This window comes from Natronomonas marina (genome assembly GCF_024298905.1).
GTDB classification, from domain to species: Archaea; Halobacteriota; Halobacteria; order Halobacteriales; family Haloarculaceae; genus Natronomonas; species Natronomonas marina.
The window spans coordinates 2,427,123-2,442,960 of record NZ_CP101154.1 but is presented as its reverse complement, the minus strand read 5'-3'; the positions used below and the strand labels follow the sequence as shown (position 1 = coordinate 2,442,960).

Genomic DNA, 15,838 nt, shown 5'->3' with positions numbered 1-15,838 from the left:
TCATATATAAGCTCCATTCCCCTCGTCGTTTATGAGTAGGCCAGTATGAGCGAGTACGATACCGGCGACCGCGTCCGAATCGACATTCCGGACACGAGCGACCCTGACCACGACCGCTTGCACGGCCAGCACGCCGAGGTGGTCAGGGTGATTGCCGACGACGCCGGTGACGAGACTGGCGACCCGCGTGACTCGCGGCTGTACCGCGTCCGGCTGGTAGATGGCGGCGACACTGAGGACGTCCGGTGGCGGGACTTGCGGCCACCGATCGACGAGGAGTAGGGCGCCGCGCGGGGGCGTGGATCCGTGCCCGGGTGGCTACTCGTCAGTGAGGTCGTCGGGGAGTTGTGAGCTGCGCACGTCGGCTTGTTCGCGGTCTGTGAGCGTGGAGTAGTTGCGGTCGATGATCTCCGGTGACACGTCTGCGCGGTCGCTCACGACCGGCTTCGGCGTCTCATTCCGCAAGGCCCACGAGATGCTGCCGCGGCGGATGGCGTGGCTGGACTCCGACGACGGGCACTTCGATGCGTCGTTCATCGTCTGCGCCGCCTCGCAGTCGGCGGGGTCGCGGTCGTGCGGACAGCCCTGACCGTGTGCGCACGGCCTCGTGATGGCGTAGACGCGGTTCCTGAGCGTGTTCACGTGCGGACGGCCCTCGCATCCCTCGACGGTGAACAACGGCTCGCGACCGTGTTCGTCGGTCGCGTCGACGCGGTTCTGTTCGATGTAGTCCGCGAGGATCTGACAGGTCTGGGGCCGCAGGTGGATCGTGCGTTCCGACCCCTCGTCGTTCTTCAACGGCGTGTCCTCGGAGGGGTCGTGGCTGAACTCCGCGTACCCCTCTTCGAGGTCGAGATCGTCGACGTCCAGCGAGCGGGCGGCGCCGACGCGGATCATCGCGTGCCACAGGAGATGGACGAGCGCGTGTTCGACCGACGCGTAGTGGTAGCGGTCAAGGTAGTCGAGCATCGCCTCGGCGCGGTCGGAGGTGATCTCGTTGCTCCGCTGGCCGTTCGGACGGTTCGGCGACTTGACCTTCGGCGGGATCTCGGGGTCAAGGGCGTCGATCCCGGCGCAGAACCGGAGGAAGACGCGGAGCGTGTCGAGGTGGGTCGCGACCGTGTGGATGGAGTTGTCGTCGTCGAAGCGCCAGAGTTTGAACTTCCGGACGTCCAGCCCCGAGAGTTCGGCGAGTGAGTCGTAGTCGGTCTCCTCGTTGAACCACGTCACGAAGTGGCCGAGTCGGGATCGGTGGCTCCGGATCGTCGCGGAGGCTGCACCGTCCCGTTCCTTGTCAGCGATGTAGAGGTCGAGTGCTTCTTGCGGTTCGACTTGTTCGAGTTCGTCGTTTGCGGACATAGTTGGAATCCCTGTCCGCGCGATCACGTGGGGTCTGCCACCGCCGGTGAGACTCGGTGTCGGAGGCCCGCCGTGGTTCCGTGTTACCGAGGCGGTCTCTTCCGAACCCGTGAAAACGACTGCCGGAACGGCCCCGTGGGCCGCACGCCCGCAGGTTATTTTCACGGATGAGGGGAGCGGGTTCAAATCCTGCAGCGCCCATACTTTGTGACCTAATAATCGACCGACAGCGTAGCAATTGTCGATCGAATAGGGTGGGCGGGTGCTTTCGTTCGATAGTCGAATGAATCTAATCGAGGGGGTCCGGTCCTGGGATTCGCGTATATCCGAGCTGGTTGCAACGGAGAAAATCAATCACCCATCGAACCGCTGGTGATTTATTCGTCTTCGAGGGCGTCGTAGACGTCCCGGTTCGCCTCCCGGTCCTGTGCCGCGACCCGCCGAACCAGTTCCCGACGGATGTCTTCCATCACTTCGTCGAGCTGAGGGGTCGTTTCCGTCCCTTCCTCGGTAGCCATATCCGAATGCACGCCTCCAATGCGGTTAATCGTTCGGGTCCGCCGAACCGCCGGTCAACTGGTCTATCCCGTACTGGACGAACTCATCCCGCCACTCGTCGATTTCGCGTGCCAGATTCAGATCTTCGGTGTGGGATCGGAGATACTCGACGGTTTCTTCCGCATCGACGGCCGCTTCGTCGGTACCGAACCCTTTCAAGATCGTCCTGATTTCGTCGTCGTAGTCGAACCGATACCCGTTGAGGAAGTAGAAGACGACCACCGTGTTGAGCGCGGTGCGCTTGTTCGCATCGACGAAGGGATGATTGGCGACGAGGAGCCGGAGGAGGTGATACGCCTTCTCGTGGATCGTCTCCGGTGCCGAACCAAAGCTGCCCTCCTCGATGTAGTTCAGCGCGAATTCGATGTCGCCTCGATTCTGGACACCAGACGGCGTATCAGAATACTCCGAAACGATATCGTCGTGGATAGCAACCACATTCTCGACAGATGGATACCACAACGAGTCAGCCATTCAGTCCCACGTCGATGCCGGAGGAGTGTAGACTTTGCTGTGGATCAGACTGATGAACGAGGTCGAGATAATCCGTTCTCATTCCCTCGGTTTCGGCCGCCTCACGCCTGAAAGGACAAAGCCGTTCGATAGTCGAACTGAAGCCTGCAGCGCCCATAGCCGATTTTCGGGGTTGAAACCGTAGTACGGCGGCGGGACGAACCGCTGCACGAACGCAAGGCCGTTGCTTTCGTTCGATGGTCGAATGAGATGGTGTTCATCAAGGGATTCGCGTACAGCCAGATAGGTTGAGAAGGAGAAAATCAATCGCCGATTGATGCAGCGGCCGCTGCTCCGGTAGGGGTCCCCGGGTCGGAAACTACCTACGGTCTGTCAGTAGAACCGTGCCAGATACAGAGTATAAGTTCAGCACGAGAGCATCGTTACGTTCTCCGAGTAAATCCAGCATTGTCCGATAGAATCGTTCCTGAACCGCTATTCCGGTGACCGGAGTCGAAGCCGTACGGTCTTTTAATAGTAATATAGCATATATTTATTATCTCATAGGTCGTTAGTACATTGATGACTTCTGCTACTCAAGCAACAACTGTATCCTCTTCGGAGACGGTGACATTCGGGCGTACGCTCGTCGGTGGAGAACCGACCGACGACGGACTAACGTTCCCTGTGGACAGTCCGACGGTGGAGTTGTTAGCCAAGGCGACGAGTCCGCTCATCTCGAATCCGATGCTCGGGGAATACGGCGCGGCGCTCGTGGAAGCCGAAGACGTGGACGGTGCATACCTGCGAGCACTCGCAATCACGCCACCGGGAGCCGCCGGGCCAGCTGAGCACTATCACCCGGACTACGCCGAGTCGTTCGAGGTTGTTGAGGGCGAGTTCGTCTTCGAAGTCGAGGGCGAACCACGGACACTGAGCCCCGGCGAGTCGGTGACCGTCGAGGCCGGGACGCCACACACATTCCGGAACGAGTCCGACTCCTACGCAACCTGTATCGTCGAGACGCGCCCCGCCGGACAGCTCACCGAGGTTGTCCAGTTGTTGTTCGGGCTGGCCCACGATGGGAAACTCCCGGACTCGGGGCGACCCTCGTTCCTGCAGGCGATGGTGATGGCCGACGAGATGGGCGACGATACGATATTCACCTCGCCACGACCCGCAATCCAGCGGCTCCTGGCTGCCTTGGTTGCCCCGGTGGGGCGAGTCGCAGGCTACCGGGCCCACTATCCGGCATACGCTGAGGACTCGTTCTGGACAGAGCGTGTCGAACAGCTCCCTGCGCAATAACAACACCCGTTTCCCTTGCTCTGCGCTCTGCGTCTCCTTACACACCGACCGTCAGTAACCGATTCGCGCCCTCTATGCAGCACGGCCCGTGAAACCTACCCCGAGGCTGTCAGGAACCTCGTGCTGGATATAGAGCATGAGTTCAGCACCGATAGTGTCTTATGTCGTTCCTTACCGACTGAACTTCCCGATTATACCGGTCGACGTAACTTTTGATACGTCTCAGCCGGACGTTCACGGCTGAACGTATCAGGGCTTACGTCGACCGATATCGTACCCGCGTCTACTCTGCGGCGCAAAGCGGTTCCGTCGATCCGTCCGCTACGATCACCGCGAAGGTTCAGGCACGGAAGCGGGTAGGAGAGTGAGCCACCCTTTCCACCGTACCTTCCGACTCAGGCTGACACCACGCTTTTTGCCCTGGCAACGAGTGCTCCTTGTATCCCGTGTCTGCACCCGAGCTAATCCAGTGCCCGACGTGTGGATGGACAGGGAAGAAGTCTGAACTTGACAGTGGACCTTCCGGGGCGGTCTGTCCCGCGTGTGGCGATCCTGTTGTGGTCGAGTAGCCGCTTCGAAATCGTGTTCGAACTCGGATGACTCCGGCGAGCTGGAAACATCAGATGGCGTCCAACCGTCTCTCCGAAGGGGCAAATCTTGGCAAAGCGATCGGCGATACAACGTGCATATTTGGAACGACAGGCCGATACGTTCTTGTCGGGGGAACTTACTGACTGAAACCTATCGCAACTGTCGTTAGCAGGCTCAAATCGACCGCATCACAATACATTCAGTCTCTGTATCGACAGATTAGGATACCTGCAAACCACGATTCCATTGGTGTGAGTAACGCGCATTCAATTCAGCACGGACGATGAGAGTTGATGGATGTTAGACCGGTTTCATCGGTGATGGACTTGCCGAAGAGCGTCAGCCGTGGCTCGTTCGGGAGATGCGGATGTACTTCTGCGCTGTGGCCAAGTCGCTCCACCCCATGACCGCTTGGAGTAGAACCGGCGCAACCCCTTGGTAGGCGTGGTAGCTGGCAGCAGTCGCACGGAGACAATGCGGATAGACCCGGCAATCAATGTCCGCTGCCTCGGCGGCAGTTGTCACTCTTCTATTGACAGTAGTACGGGACCGAGGGAACGAGTCGTACTGGTCAGTGAACCGCTCCAAACACAACTCCAACCGGAGCGACAGATCAATCGGTATCGACCGGGCGGAAGCAACCGTCTTCGGGTGCCAGCGAGTTTCTATCGCTTCTTCATGTGTGAGTTGCTCGTTGTGAGTCGTCTCTTGTGCTGCTTGCCGACGACAATAGCCGCACTCACGGGGTTCGTGTTGTGAAGTGCGAAGCAGCATCCGATCCCAATCGAGCCAGTCTGCCCGGAAGTGTGCGATCTCGCCAGCCCGGAGCCCGAGTCGGCCACCAGCTAGACACACGAATCGTGCCTGCAAGTCTCGCGGTTCCGGCAGTGAACTACACGCTTCCAAGAGGAGTTCGAACTCCCGGTCCGTGAGGACATCCTCGTGAGTGTGCCGCGTCGTCAGGGATTGTCGATGCTGCTGAGCCCATTCATTCGACTGCTGATAGTTGTCCGTCATCCATCATAAGAACGCTGTTCCCCGATTTCAAAGTCGGCATATCAGTGACAAGTCAACAGAGTGCCCGCTGAATTAGAGGCAAGAGGCTGGCGGCTACATCGGGAGTCATACGACCTCAGAAGCCCCTATTCAATTACCTCGAAGTGTTGGCCTGATGGTACAGTGAAACCGCTACCTGAACATGTCTGTGTTCGCTAATCGAGTATGTCGGGGTCGTCTTGATCAAGTGGGTCTTCGACCTCACCAATAATGGTCTCCAGCAGGTCGGTGACAGTCACCTGCCCGACCACATCGCCCTCCTCGATGACGAGCGCGAGTTCCTGCCCTTCCGTCTGGAACTGATCGATCGCATCACTCACGTCGGTATCGGGTGAGAGCGTCATCGGCGGTGCTGCCAGTTCAGTGAACTCGCGGTCACCGGCGAACAGTTCTTCACGGTGGTTGAACAGCGCCGGACTGTAGACGACTCCACGGAAGTCGGTCAGGTTCTCACCAATCAGCGGATACCGCGTATGTGGGTGCTCTTCGAGTTTCCCGAAGTTCGATTCGAGATCGTCTTCAGTAGACAGTGCCACGATATCCTCGGGCGGAATCATGACCTCTTCCACCGATTGTTCGCCGATGGTCAAGGCGTTCATCACTTCCTCACGGCGGTCCTCAGCCACCTCGCCCTCTTTGAGTACCGATCCAAGCTGGTTCCGGAGGTCTGCACGGGTTTTGATGACTTCCTCACCGGTTTCTGTCCATGATTGGGTCATCTCGATGCCGAACAGGCCGAGTGTTGCCTTTGCAACCGAGTCACCGACCCAGATGGCCGGAGCGAGTATTTTCGCAAACCAGTACAGTGGTCGTGCTCCATACTGGGCGACCTGTTTGGAGCGTTCAACGCCGAGGTACGTCGGTGTCTGTTCGCCGTGGGTGAGATGGAGTAGGTTGATGAGAAGAAATCCGAGGAGCGAACCAGCCCCGATCGATGCCAGGGTCGTGTTTTCGAACAGCGGTTCGAACAGGGCTGCGAGTCCGGGTTCGGCGATAATCCCCAGTGCAATACTGGTCCCGGAGATCCAGACCTGACACGTCGTCAGGTAAAACTCCAGGTCGTTAGTCATCTCCCATGCGAGTTCGAGTCCGGGTGTGTTGAGCTCCGATTTGGGGTACTGCCTGAGACGGGTCAGGGCGAATTCGATTGCAACAAAGTAGGCGTTCACCCCGATAAGAACGATTCCACCGAAAATCCGTAGTCCGACCTCGAGCGGTTCCATCATCGGACCGTACTGACAGTAGACAGAAAATAGTGTTCACATCAGGGTATAATGGAGGCACAAAAGGCACGGTACACAGGCACAACTAATCCACGAGATGCGCGCCCTCTATTCAGCAGATTCCCTATTTTGTGCTAAAGTGGTGAGGGGAATCTCCTTGATGATTGGCTGTCGGTCGAGAATGGATGGATCATCAGCAATCATCAAACAATGGGTGGGCCGATCGGCACCGGAAGGCGTTGACCACCCGCCACTCCCACGAGGATGTGTTGAACGATCGGGAGTTCGAACTCCTCCTGGAAGCCTGTGGCGAGCTGCCAGCACCGAGGGATTTCGAGGCGCGAGTCATCTGCCTGCTCGGTGGCCGGCTCGGGCTGCGTGCCGGCGAAATTGCCCACCTTCAGACCGACTGGATCGACTGGAACCGCAACCTCCTCCAGATTCCAAAGCACGAACCCTGCGAGTGTGGGTACTGTAAGCGGCAGGCCAGCCAGGAAGCCGCCCACAACGACGAGCTGTCGGAGGCTGACGCCGTCGCGGCCCGTTGGCACCCAAAGACGGTTGCGTCCGCCCGGTCGCTGCCGTTCGACCCCTCGTTGCGCATCGAACTCTGTCTTGAACGGTTCGCCGACCGCTACGACGAATTCCCCAAGTCACGTTCGACCATCAACCGCCGCGTCCAGGCCGCCGCTGAGGGAGCCGGCCTCTCGGGCCGCGTGGATCCGCACTGTCTGCGGGCGACTGCAGCTAGCCACCACGCCTACAAAGGCGTTGCACCCGTCCCGCTACAGGCGTTGATGGGCTGGAGCGACCTCGCCACCGCCCAGAAGTACATCCGTATCTCCGGCACCGCCACCGCCGACGCCCTGCGACGCGTCCACCACCGATAACCTGACTATCCAGACTTCTGGCAAATCACCGACTCCTGAATAGAGAGCGTTGGCCTTGTTTAGACGCGGTGTAGATCGTCCTTCCCGTCTGTTCTCGAAGCCCCAGACGTGAGCGGAGAGGCGCTCACCGGCTGATTCTGTTCACCTGACGTAACTACTAACTGACGTCCTCGGGAGCGTCTAAACAAGGCTGAGAGCGTTTATTAAGCGTCGGCGGCGCATCGAATCCCTGAGTTCGGGCCCTCGGCCTGGCGATGGCTGTTTATTCGTTCTCAGCACGGGGCAGACAGAGCGTAATGCGTGTTCCGTCGGGATCACTTATGTTGACTTGGAGGTCGCCGCCCGAATGGGTGAGCATCCAGTCGACGAACCAGAGTCCGAGGCCGTTCGAGTGTGACACTTGGGACAGTTCCCCGTCTCGTCTGGCCCGGATTGCTTCGATTTCCTGTTGTGGCAAGCCCGGCCCGTTATCCGTGATGTGGATGGAGACCATCCCAGGAGGGCCATCCTCAGGGGCAACGTCGATGTCGATGGCCGGATTGTCGGTGGTGTTGTGCTGAATAGCGTTGGTGAGTACCTCATCGATGCCCTCCCGCAGCATCTGGTTGCATTCGATGGCGATCTCCGCTGGGCTTGATACTGATACCGCAACATCCTCGGTGATATCGGGGTGGGCCCCCAGGACCGAGTAAATCGCATCCGGTATCGTAACCGTCGTGATGTCGGGACTCGATTCTGCGATCTGTCGGATTTGTCGAAGCCGTTCCAGGTTCGCTTCCATTTCTACGAGTTTATCGTATGCGGTCTGGTGGGGGTCTGTTGTCTCGGCCGGCGTCCCGTCCGTGGTGAAAAGATCCAAACACCCGTAGAGGACGTTGATGTCGTTGCGGAGGTTGTGCCGCACGACCCGATGCAGCAGCTGCAGCTCGTCGCGCTGCTGTTCTATCGTCGAGGTCACCTGATTCATTTGCCGTTCACGAGTCCGTGTGAGGACAAAAATCAGTCCGCCAGTGAGTAAGACTTCGACGGTGCCCTTGAGGGCCTGCACCTGCGCCAAAATCGGGTCAGACAACGGGCCGACGAGGAGGTAATCTGAGACGATGAGTGCGCCCATACCAAGCACCGTGTAGATCAGCGTGATTCGGGCTGCGTTCAGCTCAAGCGGGGGCGGTGCCCACCGGCCACGCCCGCTGCGCCAGGGGACACCTTGATTCCTGGAGAAACGATGATTATAATCCATAGCCAATACTTTCGCTGTCGACGCATTAATTCTACTGGTCGTTTCTTCACCCTTCACCACTCGAAGAATCGGTGCTACGCAATCCTGCTCCCACAGAATCAAGCTTCCATCGGGAGCCAGCTCTGAGAAACTACCAAACGTTAGTGACGCCAACCAAGTGACCGATGCGCGCTCTGTATTCAGCAGAGTCCTACGAACACATACAGAATGTGTCAGATATGCCGATTTCAAACGGCCAAATTTGGCCGTCTCACGCCTCAAAGGACGATTCGTTCGATAATCGGGCGAGAGCCTGCAGCGCCCATCCTTCTGCGTGACAGGCATCATTTGGCAGACGGCGGTACGGCGTTTATAAAGGAACCCCTGTTCGGCCGATCTGATTTCATCACGCTGCGTGATGTGGGTCGCCGGTGTCATGCGATTCGCCAACATTTAATCGACAGTTTGGATACATAAATCTGTGGTTTGTTGTACAACTGGCGGCGCGCGCAGTGGTTTTGGCGTCAAAAATCGCGTCTCAGTTCGTCGAAAACTCCCTGCCACTGTTCAGGCATATCGTGTTTCCCATACACGCCGTCATTTGCTAACTCCAACAATCGAACAGCCTCGTCGTCACCAAGCGTATCGAGATCAAGTTCATCCACCGTCATCCGTCGTGCCCGATCAGTACTCATCGGCCGGTCTCGATCGATCGCGGAATAGAAATGAAACCAAAACATAAGGCTCCCCTCTGATGGGAGAGTTGGCGGATGGGCTGGATCGAATCGGTCGGGAATTACTGGAAGTGCCGAGACTGTCGGGAGAGCACTAAGAAACGACCGTCGAAACATACCGTCGACAAAGTGACATTCCTTCTAAAATCTACCCCCATCCCAGTGTATGTTCTCGTGTACGTACTCACGGACATACGTGGGTACACGCGCGAATGCCTTCGTAGTGCTGTAGGCTGGTCGGTGAGTAGTGTCTATCCGGGATCGTTCAGTTCCGAATTAAAAGCTCGTTCTTCGGGCGATACTGCGAGTAATCCGCTACTCCGAATCAACGTCGGACTTGTCGCTTGCTTCGAGGATTTCGGCCGCTACATCCTTCACGTGTTGCTGATGTGTCGCCGAGGTCTGTACGCTTTGGGCCGCATCGAGTTGGTCGTTGACGACCGCGTTCTGCTGCGGTCCCCACGTCTCTGGTGGCTCTGATTTGATGTACTTGACCCAGCGCTTGATGCCCTCGATGCGGTGCTCACGGTTTCGTTCGTGCTTCGCATCGAGGTGCTCAGGCGTGTTTGAGTCGCTCATATTCGTCTTCGACGTCGAGTCGCGTTACCCACTCTTCGAGACGGGGCACACTAAGACTTTCCTCGAAGAGCGTGTAGAGGTGAACCGCGTCCTCGATGTCCTTCTGTGCGTTAAGGTGGAGCTTGTATGCGATCTGGAGTTCTAACGGCCCAATCGAGATCGCCTCATCACCAATCCTGGCTGTGATCGCGTTTTGGAGGGATGCGCGGTCGAACTCGTCACGCGCGAACTTCACTTCGAGATGCGGCGTAATCTGGTCTTCCGGGGCAACCCAGATGTTGTCGCCGTTATCGAGCATCTCGTACATCGAAGTGAGCGGCATCGCCGGGCCCCAGTACCCTTTCTCGTCAAGCGTCTCTGCGAGTTCGACTGCAGCCTCCTCGTCGATTCGTTCGATGAGGACGTCAACGTCTTCGGTAGAGCGCGCTCGCCCAGCGAGAATAGAGACGTAGCCCGCGATGTAGACGTGCTTGATGTCGAACTGATCGAGAATCTCGGAGAATCGGATCGCCAGCTCGTCGAGCTGATTCGGCTCGCGTTCGACGACGAGTGTTCCATTCCGGAGCTCGATACCGCCCATAGATGTTCCTCAGCAGGTGACCGCATAAATCGTCGGGAATAGCGGTGTCTGAGTCAGTTCATCCGCTCTGCTTAATTGACTCAAGACCAGGAACCTCGGCAAGCCGTCTCTTCACCTCTGCATCAGTCATTGTCGTGATCCAATGAATGGTGATGCCGATGGTGATGGCCGTTGCCGAAAGCTTCGGAGCGATACCGTACAGATCGTCAACCGTGACGGTATCGATGTCCTCGGCCCGTAAGAGGCGATCTTCGGCGTCGGTGACGAGATCGCTGTCTGTGCCACTTGGGATCCGGATCGTGACGACAGCAGTCGTCGTCGGTTCGGGGTCGTTGTCACTAGTGATTGCCATAGTGTCACCTCTGTTGAAGAGCGTCGCTCGGGCTGTCTGATCCACGAGCTGCGCTCCGAATGCGCGAGGGACGATTCGAACGCCCGTCTCGGTCGTGGCACGACCGCGTGATACCGAACTACACGACTCGCGCTCGACGAAGAGAGATGAGAAGATCGCGCTATGCACGCTCGAAGGCCTCGATTTCATCGATGACCTGCTTCGGGTTTTCGGCGTGTTCGATGAACGAGAGGACGTTCTCCGACCAGCCGGAGATGTTGTAGACGTTCTCGTAGCCTTCCGGGGTTACGAGGTCGCCGTAGGATGCAAGATCGACGAGATACAGGGAGGTGTCCGTGGAGACCTCGTCCCGATACGCGTCGAACGCTGCCTTGACTGTCTGGGTATCGCGCGCCGTGAATGGCGTGCTGTCCCAGATCTGCATGTCGGTGAAGACGACGACTCGCTCCACGGGTTCGCCTCGGTCGCGGAGATACTCCAGTGCCTTCCAGCCGTTCGTCGAGTTCCCGACGTCCTCGTCGATGGCCAGCACCGCATCTTGGCGCTGCAGTACTGGCGTGTCGACGTGCATCGGAACGGTCTGGAAGTCGTCACCGAACCCGCCGACCTCGGCACCTTGGTCGGCCAGGATCGCACCGAACAACGCACCGATCTCCTTCAGCCTGAGCGTGCTGTTCTTGGACAGCGCCATGTCCATCGATCCCGAGAGGTCCACGGCGACGAATGTATCTCCGAGTCCGTCGGGCACCGTCTCGACAGCGACGTCAATTGCGTCCTCCAGCCACCGATCAACCGCCGGTGCTTGGACGTCCGCATTCTGGAGCGCGGTGTACGCCTGGTAGTACCGGAATGGGTACAGCGGCGCGTACCGGACTGCTGCCAGGTCAAGGTGTTCCACGATGGTATCCTCGTCGACGCCGGCTTCGAGCATGTTCCGGAGGTTCCGGATTGACGCGAAGATCGGCAGCGAGTACTCCTCGCCCTCGATGAGCGTCTCCCACGCGTCTCGGGTGTTGCCACGTTCGGAGATGACTGTCTCCCAGGTGTTGGGCGACGGCAACGGTTCGACGTCCGGATAGTCGTCGAGATCGCCGCGCATGAATCGCTCGAACAGCACCTCTTGGTCGGTGTCGATGGGCGTGGGGTGGACGCGGTTGAACACGTCGTGCAGCGTCACCTCACGCCGCGACAGTTCGTACTTGCCCAGCGTGTAGGCGTCGGCCATCGAGACGAGTGCGTCTTCGATGCCGCGTCGAAGCGGCCACGGGGCAGTCCCGCCGAAGAGTTGGTCGTGGATAGCGAGGCTGGTTGCCGTCTCGTCCATCCGCTGGACGATATCCGGAGCCCACTCGCGGATGAGCGACTCGGGGGAGTTGTCCTTGAATCGGTCGTCGTTGGCTGCCAGTACGAGCAGGACCTGTGGGATGTCCCGCAGGTAGAGTTCCTGGCGCGCGTACGCGGCGAGCTTCAGGACGAACTCCGGATCCTCGTCGGCCGCGGCGTCGAACCGTCGGACGACAGCAGCGAGTTGCTCGTCATCGGTTTCGTAGAACGACCCCTCCAGCAGCTCGTTGATAGTGCGCTTGTACAGTGCGAGTCGAGGGTCGGAAGGCTCGAACGCTTCTCCACCCTCGTAGTTGGTGGTTCGCGTCGCCTCTGCGACCGTTTGCTTTGGCTTGTTGAATTCCATGCTTTCACTCGGAGCCGCAACAGGCGACTCCGATACCGGTGCTGCTCACACGGAGTGCAAGCAGCGAACGTCTCCGGCACGATTCGAACGTGCGACACTCGGCTTCGAAGGCCGGTGCTCTGTCCTGCCTGAGCTACGGAGACAAAGACGTGGCCGGGAAACCGCTGGAGCCGGAACAGCGTGCTACCTGGTTACACTACGGTGGAACAGTGGGATTCCACCGCCGGGATTCGAACCCGAACTTCCGGCTCCTGAGGCGAAGGATGACTCCAACTCGACGGCCACGAGATGAGTGATGGCGACCGAAAAACTGTCGGGGCGGGACCGGTGTCGAGAGCACCCTCGTGCTCTCTTTGTGGTCGCGTTAAGTTAGAGGATGAGGCGGACGAGTTCTGAGTGCTTATAGCAGAATTCGACCGCCTCAACGGATGTATCGAGTGGATTGACTTGTCGTTTGTGGAGCGGCGGCGGACTCCCGAGTGGGCGATTCAAGTGGGCATCCGGTGTCATCTCGCCGGTATGTCAACGAGAGATGCCAGTCAATTTCTCGATGAATTGGGAGTCAATCGTAGTCACGTCGCGATTCACAACTGGGTGCACAAGGCCGATCTACAGCCGATGTCAACGGTGAGTGCGGATCAACTTGCGGTTGACGAGAAAGTGATCCGCATCAATGGCGACGACTACTGGCTGTACGGGGCCGTCGATCCCCAAACGAACGAAATCTTGCAGTTTAGGCTGTTTCCAGCTACTACGAAACAGACGACGCGGTGGTTTCTGGCCGAGCTGCATCGGCAATATCGGTTAGATGGCGTCGAATTTCTTGTCGATGACGCCGATTATCTAGTGAACGTCCTCGACGAAGACGGGTACCGATTCCAGATGATGTCACACGGGAATCGGAATGCCATCGAACGTGTCTTTTGGGAAATAGAACGACGAACATCTTCGTTTGCAAATAGTTTCACCCATGTCGAGCCGTCGACAGCAGAATCATGGCTCCAAGCCCTCGCCGTCCGGCACAACTCACGCCAAAGTTAACGCGACCAGGGATGGTCGGGATCTCGAATTGGGAGAGGTTCGAGCTGAGAATGCTGACATGGTTGCCAACGCAAACCGGGATCACCCGGACATTCACGAGTATGACGAGTTATTCCTCGGTGATCGACGAACCATCGCGCAATACGAAGCCGACGAGAAAAGCCTCTACGAGTTTTTGTGGGAGTCATCGCTTCCGCCGGAGTTTCCGATCATCGTCGAGAACGGCGAGATGGAATTCGACATCACTGCGACGCAGGAACAGTTCGAAGCCTTCGGTGAGGCGCTTGATGAGACTGGACGCCAGTACGACCTCCTGACACTCATCCATACTGACGAACAAGAGACCGTGCTGACTGACCGCCAGCGAGGGTGCTTGACTGTCGCGCAACGCCGCGGCTACTTTGCGGTGCCACGGGAGTGTACGCTGGCGGACTTGGCTAACGTGCTCGATGTCGATAAATCGACTCCAGCGAAACGATCCGACGAGGAACTGCTCGTATCGTCGAACAGTTCCTCGTCAATCGAGACTGACGGTCAATTTCGCGCGCGAAAGAAGACCATCTCTTCCGTTACCAAGAAATCATTGCAGATCGCGGTGAGAGACTGGTGATGTCGCGCGGAATCTCCAGATGGACACCGAAGGTGGGCAGTGTGTGGCGGTCACTTTGTTGGATTGATGTCTGAGAGGTAGGGATTCAAACCCTATCTCCCCGATTTGGTCGTGCTGTGAGTCCGCGGAAAGTGCTGTCAATACGGTTCTGAAGGCTTGTATTGCCAATTCTCGCTAAGCGTTTTCCCGCTAGGGTGGTTAGTAGAGAATAATGCAACTGAGTCCGTTTGAATCACGAATAACCGAAGACAGCTGGCCGTACAAGGCGCAGCTCTATGGAAGGCCTGGATTGCCAGATCCCCGCGGTCGCTGTACATTCGAAGTGTTCCCTGCATGGCCTGACGAGAATGTGAGCGACTATCAGTGGATCCCGAGAGATGATGAGCAGTATGACGAGGGATCGATTGGCTTCGATATCACGGACGCGGAGTCTGGAACAGAGTATGTGTTGATGACAGAAGCGGGTGAGCGACCGACTCTCAAGTGGTATTCACAAAAGCAGTTCAGGAGGCGGTTCGGATACAATCCCTTGAACCCGCCTTGTCCAAGTGAAGTCCGATCCGAGAAATGGGAACAGTTTGCTGAGGAGCAAGTGAGAGGAAAAACCGAATCGACAGTTCGGCTTGATACAGACCGAATAACGTTACTGAAACGAATCGCCGATCTGTGGAATGGCGAAGTCGTCTGCGGAGTGCATCTCCTTGCGGACCAGTGCCCAACCATCAGACAGATCGCGTCCGACTTGGACGAAGAATCTCTCAATCGCCTCTACTACAATACGAATCTCGATCGAGATGTTATTGTCGCGTTCGGTGATGCTGACTGGTTTGAGACTGCGAGTGGGTTCTTGAAATCGACGAGTGTGTTTCGAAAGCAAGCGTGGTATGATCTGAACGAGAAGGGTCGCTTGTTGATTAATAACCGTAGTGAGTTCTCCACCCTCACAGGAGATCCGTATGAAGGGCTCGTTCACAGAATTACGGTCGGGCTGGTAACACTCTTTGACAAGCTCCCCGGTTGGGATCTCCGTTCGTATTATAACTTCGACAACTACACCCTCGATGTCTATGGAATAGATAGTGATCATCAGGCTCACGCGTACGAAATTCTCACAGAACATCACAACTGGAAGCTGTATCGGAAGACGTACCGGAAAATGGAGTCGCTGAACAAACGTGGAATCGAACCGATCGCGGTCTTTGATTCCCGGGAGACCGCCTATATGGTTTTCAACCACTGGCACAGGGAGGGGCTCGGAGAACTTCCAAACGGAGCGTTCGAATCGGTGTATAGTGTGAAAAACGGCCGGAAGCAAATCATAGGCGCATACCAGAGCGATAGTTACGATTGGGCAGTGGCTGACTGGACGACGACGTGGAAACTCAAAGAGAGAATTTTCGGGCCAGACGGCCCGGAGTTCCACCGAGATCAAATAGTATCGCTTGACTGGTAGGACAACCTTCCGCAGTATTCTCCTCTCATCCCTAAATGGGGCACCATACACTAATTATACTGGTCTATATCGAAGCGCTAATTTAGCCGTTTACGAGGGGTTCACCAGCTTCCGGAGTTGTTTTTCGCTTGGGAACAGGAAC

Annotated in this window: 17 protein-coding genes and 2 tRNA genes; 6 read left to right on the top strand and 13 right to left on the bottom strand. The window is 57.5% G+C overall.

Annotation, left to right across the window (positions count from 1 at the left end):
- Positions 1–45 precede the first annotated feature (45 nt).
- Positions 46–282: a DUF8139 family protein gene (locus NLF94_RS13010; protein WP_254838053.1), complete on the top strand. Its 237-nt coding sequence runs from the start codon at positions 46–48 to the stop codon at positions 280–282.
- A 36-nt stretch (positions 283–318) separates the two neighbouring features.
- Here NLF94_RS13010 and NLF94_RS13005 read toward each other — a convergent pair whose 3' ends face one another.
- The 3 genes from NLF94_RS13005 to NLF94_RS12995 form a co-directional block, all read right to left on the bottom strand.
- On the bottom strand, positions 319–1,359 hold the full coding sequence (locus NLF94_RS13005) for a tyrosine-type recombinase/integrase (RefSeq protein ID WP_254838052.1): 1,041 nt from the start codon (positions 1,357–1,359) through the stop codon (positions 319–321).
- A 377-nt stretch (positions 1,360–1,736) separates the two neighbouring features.
- The gene (locus tag NLF94_RS13000) at positions 1,737–1,877 is read right to left on the bottom strand and encodes a hypothetical protein (RefSeq protein ID WP_254838051.1); all 141 of its coding nucleotides are present in this window, start codon (positions 1,875–1,877) and stop codon (positions 1,737–1,739) included.
- A gap of 25 nt (positions 1,878–1,902) precedes the next feature.
- Positions 1,903–2,391 carry a type II toxin-antitoxin system death-on-curing family toxin gene (locus tag NLF94_RS12995; protein ID WP_254838050.1) on the bottom strand — a complete coding sequence of 163 codons (489 nt, stop codon included), beginning with the start codon at positions 2,389–2,391 and terminating at the stop codon, positions 1,903–1,905.
- Between the two features lie 561 nt (positions 2,392–2,952).
- On the opposite strand from NLF94_RS12995, the gene NLF94_RS12990 reads away from it, so the two are divergent.
- The gene (locus NLF94_RS12990) at positions 2,953–3,678 is read left to right on the top strand and encodes a cupin domain-containing protein (RefSeq protein WP_254838049.1); all 726 of its coding nucleotides are present in this window, start codon (positions 2,953–2,955) and stop codon (positions 3,676–3,678) included.
- Positions 3,679–4,608: 930 nt separating this feature from the next.
- Here NLF94_RS12990 and NLF94_RS12985 read toward each other — a convergent pair.
- Both NLF94_RS12985 and NLF94_RS12980 read right to left on the bottom strand, forming a co-directional pair.
- On the bottom strand, positions 4,609–5,286 hold the full coding sequence (locus NLF94_RS12985) for a tyrosine-type recombinase/integrase (RefSeq protein ID WP_254838048.1): 678 nt from the start codon (positions 5,284–5,286) through the stop codon (positions 4,609–4,611).
- A gap of 194 nt (positions 5,287–5,480) precedes the next feature.
- Positions 5,481–6,548: a CNNM domain-containing protein gene (locus NLF94_RS12980; RefSeq protein WP_254841427.1), complete on the bottom strand. Its 1,068-nt coding sequence runs from the start codon at positions 6,546–6,548 to the stop codon at positions 5,481–5,483.
- A 185-nt stretch (positions 6,549–6,733) separates the two neighbouring features.
- Between NLF94_RS12980 and NLF94_RS12975 the strand changes: the two genes are divergently transcribed.
- The gene (locus NLF94_RS12975) at positions 6,734–7,438 is read left to right on the top strand and encodes a tyrosine-type recombinase/integrase (RefSeq protein WP_254838047.1); all 705 of its coding nucleotides are present in this window, start codon (positions 6,734–6,736) and stop codon (positions 7,436–7,438) included.
- Between the two features lie 262 nt (positions 7,439–7,700).
- On the opposite strand, the gene NLF94_RS12970 is transcribed toward NLF94_RS12975, so the two are convergent.
- The 8 genes from NLF94_RS12970 to NLF94_RS12935 form a co-directional block, all read right to left on the bottom strand.
- Complete coding sequence (locus NLF94_RS12970; RefSeq protein ID WP_254838046.1) at positions 7,701–8,735, bottom strand: sensor histidine kinase; 1,035 nt, start codon at positions 8,733–8,735, stop codon at positions 7,701–7,703.
- Positions 8,736–9,181: 446 nt separating this feature from the next.
- Positions 9,182–9,322 carry a hypothetical protein gene (locus NLF94_RS12965; protein WP_254838045.1) on the bottom strand — a complete coding sequence of 47 codons (141 nt, stop codon included), beginning with the start codon at positions 9,320–9,322 and terminating at the stop codon, positions 9,182–9,184.
- Positions 9,323–9,706: 384 nt separating this feature from the next.
- On the bottom strand, positions 9,707–9,970 hold the full coding sequence (locus tag NLF94_RS12960; protein ID WP_254838044.1) for a DUF8150 family protein: 264 nt from the start codon (positions 9,968–9,970) through the stop codon (positions 9,707–9,709).
- Positions 9,948–10,550: a hypothetical protein gene (locus tag NLF94_RS12955; RefSeq protein ID WP_254838043.1), complete on the bottom strand. Its 603-nt coding sequence runs from the start codon at positions 10,548–10,550 to the stop codon at positions 9,948–9,950. Before NLF94_RS12955 ends, NLF94_RS12960 begins: the two co-directional genes overlap by 23 nt.
- 58 nt (positions 10,551–10,608) lie before the next feature.
- Entirely contained in the window at positions 10,609–10,902 is a 294-nt protein-coding gene (locus NLF94_RS12950; protein WP_254838042.1) for a hypothetical protein, read from the bottom strand.
- Positions 10,903–10,962: 60 nt separating this feature from the next.
- Positions 10,963–11,035: transfer RNA gene (locus NLF94_RS12945), tRNA-Gly, on the bottom strand.
- 27 nt (positions 11,036–11,062) lie between these two features.
- Positions 11,063–12,592, bottom strand: coding sequence for a TROVE domain-containing protein (locus tag NLF94_RS12940; RefSeq protein WP_254838041.1), 1,530 nt, complete (start codon positions 12,590–12,592; stop codon positions 11,063–11,065).
- Positions 12,593–12,660: 68 nt separating this feature from the next.
- A tRNA-Arg gene (locus NLF94_RS12935) sits at positions 12,661–12,735 on the bottom strand.
- Positions 12,736–12,994: 259 nt separating this feature from the next.
- Here NLF94_RS12935 and NLF94_RS12930 point away from each other — a divergent pair.
- The 3 genes from NLF94_RS12930 (at position 12,995) to NLF94_RS12920 (ending at position 15,696) form a co-directional block, all read left to right on the top strand.
- Complete coding sequence (locus NLF94_RS12930; RefSeq protein ID WP_254839689.1) at positions 12,995–13,633, top strand: IS6 family transposase; 639 nt, start codon at positions 12,995–12,997, stop codon at positions 13,631–13,633.
- A 58-nt stretch (positions 13,634–13,691) separates the two neighbouring features.
- Positions 13,692–14,243: a helix-turn-helix domain-containing protein gene (locus tag NLF94_RS12925; RefSeq protein ID WP_254838040.1), complete on the top strand. Its 552-nt coding sequence runs from the start codon at positions 13,692–13,694 to the stop codon at positions 14,241–14,243.
- Positions 14,244–14,454: 211 nt separating this feature from the next.
- On the top strand, positions 14,455–15,696 hold the full coding sequence (locus NLF94_RS12920; protein ID WP_254838039.1) for a hypothetical protein: 1,242 nt from the start codon (positions 14,455–14,457) through the stop codon (positions 15,694–15,696).
- Positions 15,697–15,838: the final 142 nt, after the last annotated feature.

Bases quoted from the DNA above. Each gene is read 5' to 3' on its own strand.
- NLF94_RS13010 (WP_254838053.1), top strand. From the start codon at position 46: ATGAGCGAGTACGATACCGGCGACCGCGTCCGAATCGACATTCCGGAC.
- NLF94_RS13005 (WP_254838052.1), bottom strand. From the start codon at position 1,359: ATGTCCGCAAACGACGAACTCGAACAAGTCGAACCGCAAGAAGCACTC.
- NLF94_RS13000 (WP_254838051.1), bottom strand. From the start codon at position 1,877: ATGGCTACCGAGGAAGGGACGGAAACGACCCCTCAGCTCGACGAAGTG.
- NLF94_RS12995 (WP_254838050.1), bottom strand. From the start codon at position 2,391: ATGGCTGACTCGTTGTGGTATCCATCTGTCGAGAATGTGGTTGCTATC.
- NLF94_RS12990 (WP_254838049.1), top strand. From the start codon at position 2,953: ATGACTTCTGCTACTCAAGCAACAACTGTATCCTCTTCGGAGACGGTG.
- NLF94_RS12985 (WP_254838048.1), bottom strand. From the start codon at position 5,286: ATGACGGACAACTATCAGCAGTCGAATGAATGGGCTCAGCAGCATCGA.
- NLF94_RS12980 (WP_254841427.1), bottom strand. From the start codon at position 6,548: ATGGAACCGCTCGAGGTCGGACTACGGATTTTCGGTGGAATCGTTCTT.
- NLF94_RS12975 (WP_254838047.1), top strand. From the start codon at position 6,734: ATGGATCATCAGCAATCATCAAACAATGGGTGGGCCGATCGGCACCGG.
- NLF94_RS12960 (WP_254838044.1), bottom strand. From the start codon at position 9,970: ATGAGCGACTCAAACACGCCTGAGCACCTCGATGCGAAGCACGAACGA.
- NLF94_RS12955 (WP_254838043.1), bottom strand. From the start codon at position 10,550: ATGGGCGGTATCGAGCTCCGGAATGGAACACTCGTCGTCGAACGCGAG.
- NLF94_RS12950 (WP_254838042.1), bottom strand. From the start codon at position 10,902: ATGGCAATCACTAGTGACAACGACCCCGAACCGACGACGACTGCTGTC.
- NLF94_RS12940 (WP_254838041.1), bottom strand. From the start codon at position 12,592: ATGGAATTCAACAAGCCAAAGCAAACGGTCGCAGAGGCGACGCGAACC.
- NLF94_RS12925 (WP_254838040.1), top strand. From the start codon at position 13,692: ATGGTTGCCAACGCAAACCGGGATCACCCGGACATTCACGAGTATGAC.
- NLF94_RS12920 (WP_254838039.1), top strand. From the start codon at position 14,455: ATGCAACTGAGTCCGTTTGAATCACGAATAACCGAAGACAGCTGGCCG.